The sequence below is a fragment of the Chryseobacterium sp. 2TAF14 genome (genome assembly GCF_052115105.1).
In the GTDB taxonomy this organism is placed as follows: Bacteria; Bacteroidota; Bacteroidia; order Flavobacteriales; family Weeksellaceae; genus Chryseobacterium.
Map to the genome: position 1 here is coordinate 1 of NZ_JBFRGA010000229.1, position 5,682 is coordinate 5,682.

The 5,682-nt window shown below is 33.6% G+C and carries 5 protein-coding genes and 1 pseudogene; 1 reads left to right on the top strand and 5 read right to left on the bottom strand.

Annotated elements, in window-relative coordinates; translation table 11 throughout:
* Positions 1-327 (top strand): annotated as a pseudogene (locus AB4Y90_RS16470) (hypothetical protein); the annotation flags it as partial.
* Between the two features lie 87 nt (positions 328-414).
* Here the strand turns inward: AB4Y90_RS16470 and AB4Y90_RS16475 are convergent.
* The 5 genes from AB4Y90_RS16475 to AB4Y90_RS16495 form a co-directional block, all read right to left on the bottom strand.
* Complete coding sequence (locus AB4Y90_RS16475; protein WP_441558659.1) at positions 415-1,305, bottom strand: DUF72 domain-containing protein; 891 nt, start codon at positions 1,303-1,305, stop codon at positions 415-417.
* Between the two features lie 115 nt (positions 1,306-1,420).
* Positions 1,421-1,621 carry a helix-turn-helix transcriptional regulator gene (locus AB4Y90_RS16480; RefSeq protein WP_441558660.1) on the bottom strand — a complete coding sequence of 67 codons (201 nt, stop codon included), beginning with the start codon at positions 1,619-1,621 and terminating at the stop codon, positions 1,421-1,423.
* Positions 1,618-2,031, bottom strand: coding sequence for a hypothetical protein (locus tag AB4Y90_RS16485; RefSeq protein ID WP_441558661.1), 414 nt, complete (start codon positions 2,029-2,031; stop codon positions 1,618-1,620). Before AB4Y90_RS16485 ends, AB4Y90_RS16480 begins: the two co-directional genes overlap by 4 nt.
* Positions 2,032-2,108: 77 nt before the next feature.
* Complete coding sequence (locus AB4Y90_RS16490) at positions 2,109-2,354, bottom strand: hypothetical protein (RefSeq protein ID WP_441558662.1); 246 nt, start codon at positions 2,352-2,354, stop codon at positions 2,109-2,111.
* Positions 2,355-2,365: 11 nt separating this feature from the next.
* Positions 2,366-5,682 (bottom strand): T9SS type A sorting domain-containing protein (locus AB4Y90_RS16495; RefSeq protein WP_441558663.1); only part of this gene is annotated, 3,317 nt, incomplete at its 5' end.

Consider the following 5,682-nt stretch of genomic DNA (forward strand, 5'->3'; position numbering starts at 1 on the left):
CCTTTAGAAACCAAGCATATCGGAAAAATCCGTCCCGAATATTACAGGATTGAGTATTTGAAAATGACAAAATCTGATGAATACTGGATTGCAGGATATTTAGGTAAAAAAAATCTGGTTTATTTTTCACAGCATTCTGTTCCCAATAAAAATATGGATCAGATGATCGAAGTACAAAATTACATCAACCAGAGCGAAAAACTTTCTGCAATCGCAAAAAAAGAAATTGAAGAAGACCATTACCAAAATATGCTGATGGGAATCTGGGTAACGCTTTGCTTCCTTTTACTGTTTCTGAATTTTGTTCTTTTGGTAAGAAAAAAATAATTCTAAAAAGAATACTTTCATTGCGAAGATTCTCTTGATAAATTTGAGATTTTTATCTGCTAAATCTGTTCAATCAGCGAGAGTTTATTAAAATAAACTTGGCATATTTTCCTGTCCCATTTTAGGAATCTGAAGATCAGTTTTCCATTCTTTATTTAAATTTTCAATAAAATAAGCTGATAAAAGAGGGGATGCCTTTTCGATATTCTGATGCACAAAGAAATAAAGATTCTGCAATCCTTCTTTTTTCCATTGGGTAAGATGTTTCAGCCAATCGTCTAATCTTTCGTAATCACTTTCTGCATTTGCACCGACGTATCTGATGAATGCATTCGGCGTTGTTAATCTCATATGCAGCATATCTCGTCTTCCTGCTGTATCTACGATGATATTGGTGATATTATTTTGCTCGAAAAGTTCGCAGGTTTTATCAAAAATTTCTTCATCAGTAAACCATTCCGTATTTCTGAGTTCGATCGCTAAAGGAACTTCTTTTGGCCATTTATTGATAAACTGTTCAAGCCTTTCGTAATCTTTCGGTTTAAAATTATCATGAAGCTGCAGGAAAACCATTCCCAATTTCTCATCAAAATTAAGAACGGCGGTGGCAAATTGTGTAACCACATCATCAATATTTAAAAGCCTTCTGAAATGAGAAACCGTATTGGTGATTTTCGGGAAAAATTTAAAATCTTTTGGTGTTTTTTCTTTCCATGTTAATACCTGTTCTGAACTTGGCATTCCGTAGAATGTTGCATTTAATTCGATGGAATTGAACTGGGTTGCGTAATACGTCAGTTCATCTTTTGTTCCTTTCGGATAAAAGCCTTTCAGATCGGTTTTATTCCACTTTGCGCAGCCAATCGAGATATTTTCAAGCCCTTTTTTGTTTTGCTTTAAAATTTCTTTCGTTCTTGAATGGTCTTTTGGCAACGTGAAATCTATTTTTGAAGGGTCTTCTACTTGTCCGAATTTCATTGACTTAGGTTTTTAGGGATTAGGTGGGAGGTTTTAGTTTTAAACAAATATAAAACAAAACCATAGAATTTCTATGATTTTATTAATATGGATTCCAGAAGTAATCTAATTAATGTTAATCATCATCTTCCAGCTCAAAAATATCTTCCACTTTTTTATCAAAATATTTTGCAATCTTTAAAGCTAAAACGGTTGAAGGAACATATTTTCCGGCTTCCATAGCATTGATGGTCTGTCGTGAAACTCCGATTTTTTTTGCTAAATCTTCCTGGGTAATATTCTTTAAAGCTCGTTCTATTTTAATGGTATTTTTCATTTTTTAAGCAATAAATAGTTAAACCTGAAAACGTATAGAATTAAAGGTAACATCATCAGAATCATTGCAGTAAAGAATAGAGTTCCGAAAATTGTTAAAAATAAGATCAGAACGATAGAATAGGTTACAATCAGGCTCCAGAAAACAGATTTTAGTCTTAAGCTTGAAATATACTCATCTTCAATTTTCTCTTTAGAACAGCCGATTAAAATTCCGCCGATGATGATTAAAATCCCGAAAAGATTCGGAAAGAGATCTATTTCTGTGTTTTTAAACAATCCGGATTCTTCACTGCTCAAAGGAAATCCTGAATTGTAAAAAACAGGCAAAGAGATTTCCGGAAAATCAATAAGATTTGAAATTGATAATAATCCTAAAATTAATGACGGGATAAAAAATAAACCAGCCAATTTTTTTATAGTGGTTCGGGAAAAGTTGTAATGTATTCATGTTTATAAATTTTAATAAAACAAATGTAAAGAATATTTTACAATGTGTAAAGTGATTTTTTCTTTTTTGCGTAAACAAAAGTAAGTACAATTGTCATAATTAAAAGAGCAGGAATATAATCATCAATCGGAGCAGGGTTGGGATCACCCGGATTTCCCGGTAAAACGTCTTCCTCCTGGAAATCATTTGACTCTTCATATATAAATGGGTTTTCTGAAGAATCATTCTGTGCAAAAGCAAATCCCGATAAAACTATTAAAAACATTATTAAAATTTTTTTCATGGTTCTCTTTTTTATTTAATAATTTTTTTAGTATATTTTTTACCTGCCGAAGTTGCTTTTAAAATGTAAACTCCATTTTGTCCCAGAGAAATTCTTACCGACTTCGAATTGCCTTCAACAATCTTTACTTTTCTTCCGGCTGCATCAAATATTTCAACCTTTTCTATATTTTTATCGTTTCTTACAAAAAAATCTTCACCATTTTTGTACACTTCAAAAGTGCCTTTTTCAGTTTCAACTGTAGAAAGTACATTCAGTTTATAAACAATCTCGAATCGGTCTGTAAACTCACCTGCATTAGCTGTGAATGAATACATTCCATTCTGAAGATTGGTATACGTTCCGGTTGTTCTGTCATGAAGATAGATCGGTTGCCCGTTATTGAATACTCCTTCTTTTTGAACCAAAGAGATTGTAAAGTTTCCGTTTTCGAAATGTTTGGCTCCAACTCGTACAATATCATCCACATCAAAGCTTGCTTTGCCCTGTATCACGAGTTTCTGTGCATCGGCTACAGTGTAAAATGCGTCAGATCCTATTGCTATTGCTTTTGAATCGTAATTGTCGAATGAGTCTGAAGCACCATTCAGATAAGCTATAGCGATGGTATTGCTCGTGTTGTATGAAGAGTTTAATCTCAACCAGAATTTACCTTCTCCGGCTGTATTGTTTTTATTGAAGAAAGATCCTCCGGTTTCTGTTCTCATGTCATTATTGAAAGTTAATGAAGGATCTACGGAAGTATTTAATGTTTTAACAATAAACCCCTGACCAATATTAGCGATCACTCCTGCAGGTACAGATGAAATATTCGGAGCAGGAACCCAAGCTGAGACTAAAGGATTGTATGTTGCATACCCGATGTTGGTAGTTGTAGCTCCTCCCTGAGTGGTTACCGAATTACTCGTGTTGTCCCAGAAATAGAATGTATGTGAGATTCTTGCCGAGTTGCTGTTATAGAATGTGTTCAGATTTAAATTTGAAGGATACGGATTTCCAACCAAATTGAAGCCATTACCTGCCGTGTTTAATGTAAAAGTCTGTGTTCCGTTATTGGGAGTTCCTTCGAATGCTACATTAGAGACAGAAGGTGTTTTAACAGAATATCCTTTTCCTATGATAGAAGTTGTAGAAGTGGCATTTACAAAATAATCTGTCGCTGTGTTGTATTCAGTAATAAACTGCGGAGTATTTCCGGTTCCGTAAATACTTGTTAAATCTTGAGCGGCTACCGGAGAAGACCAGAATGCATATTTATTCTGGGCGCTGCTTCCGTTTTTCAATACTTTGAAAGTTCCTGTATAAGATAATGCAGAAACATCTTTCTGAATAAGGTTACCTCCATCTTCAATTATTACATTTAAAGCGGTGATAGTATTTCCTGAAGTGATTTCTAAAACACCATTATTTTTAATCGTAATATTTCTAGCTGTGAATGCCGGCGTAGCTACAGAAGTACCATAAGTGCCCGCAATGATAACATCTTTACCATTTGGTGAACCGTTTGACCAATTAGAACCATCCCAAGTGGTTGTAAATAAACTGCTGCAGTTGCTTGAAAAATTTATACTAGGATATTGAGCCTGTAATGCTGTCAATTGGGCATCATCTACACAAACTGCTAAATTGGAATTATAATTTTGAAAACCAACATTTTGTTCAATAGAACCGTTGTTAATATTTACCGAAGTAAGATTTGCCATATTTTCTAAAGACACCGTTTCAAGTATGGCGTTATTAGAGAAGTCTAACTGATTGATAAATGGAGATTGGGTGACAAGAATTTTCTTTAAATTGATATTATTTGTAGTATTTAAACTGGCTAATGAAGGAGTGTTGACGAGTATTAAATCTTCTAATGCAGGACTTCCTGATGTATTTAGCTGAGAAAGAAATTCATTCTCAGTGAGATCTAAAAGTTTTAATGAAGAACAACCGGCAGTATTGAGAGCATTTACTTTCGTTCTTGAAACGATCAATTCTTCAAGGGATGTACACTGTTGTATATTTAAATTAGTCAGATTTGGAAAATAATTCATTATTGGGTTCAAACCCATAATTAAACTTTGTAAACTTGAGCAATTTTGTAAATTTAAGCTTTGTAAGTTATCGTTAATTTTTATATTTAAATTGATTAGAGATGTACAATTCTGTGCATTAATATGCTGTAAATTCGCAGGAAGGCTTCCCGCCACATTCCCATCATCAGCACCTCTGTAGGCTTTAAGCGTATGAAGATTTACCAAATTACTTACGTTGATATCAGTCATGAAACATGCAGAATTTACAATATCGATTTCTTCAAGTAATGGGCAAACTGTAAAATTTATATTATTTATAGGCTGATTATAAGCCAGAAGCTTTTTCAGCTTTGGAAGTCCCGTAAGATTGAGCGTATTTACTTTACCTAATGTTACAGTTCCTATGGATGAACCTGTATAGTCATAGCGATTATGAAAAGCACAATTCAATTCTTCAAGATTTACCAATCCGGCTGCCGAAAAATCAATATTAGGAGCATTGAGACCTTTTATTTTCTTTAAAGAAGTACATCCGTTTACGTTGATTGCCGATAAATAAACTGCATGATTGTCAGAATAATCACCATCTAAAATAATTTCCTGCAAAGTGGTACAATTATTTGCAACCAAATTTATTTCTTGATCTAAGCCAGCATGTGAATCTTCTGTATTGGTAATATTAATCGTCTGTAGTGTTGCAATATTGGGAACAGATAATTTTGCAAGCCCTCTGCAATCATTAATATTAATTGATGTTAAATTGATATTTTCGAAATACAGTTCTGAAATCAATCTGTTATTTAAAACCAATGCTCCGTTAAACTGCGGATTGTTTTTAATTCTAAAGATGGTTTCTCCTTCAAAACCGGGATGATAATAAGCACTAATGTCATTCATCGTTAAAATCGACGGACAATTATCTATAGTAAAATCAACCGGATAAAAATCACCTTCATAGACATTTCCGTTGTAAGATCCTTCATTATAGAACCAGCGGTTCATACACATCAGTTTTTTAATTTTAGTATTATTTAAAAAACTGATATTCGCATTTTTAGTATCTGAAATATAGAGTTCTTCAACGTTTGTAAAAAGCAATGCATCAGAAATATTATCTGGAAGATGGCTAAAATAATACGGAAAATTAACTTCTCCGGTTACAGTATTGTGTACCTGAACTGAGTCCATTTCCACATTTAGAATCACTACCTGCTCTGCTTCTGAGATCTGAATTTCACCATCATTGTTTACATCGACGGCAATAAAATTCCCGTTACCGTTTTTTGCAATTTCGTTAGTGGGAGCTG

Coding starts and splice junctions, on each gene's coding strand:
- AB4Y90_RS16475 (WP_441558659.1), bottom strand. CDS start 1,305: ATGAAATTCGGACAAGTAGAAGACCCTTCAAAAATAGATTTCACGTTG.
- AB4Y90_RS16480 (WP_441558660.1), bottom strand. CDS start 1,621: ATGAAAAATACCATTAAAATAGAACGAGCTTTAAAGAATATTACCCAG.
- AB4Y90_RS16490 (WP_441558662.1), bottom strand. CDS start 2,354: ATGAAAAAAATTTTAATAATGTTTTTAATAGTTTTATCGGGATTTGCT.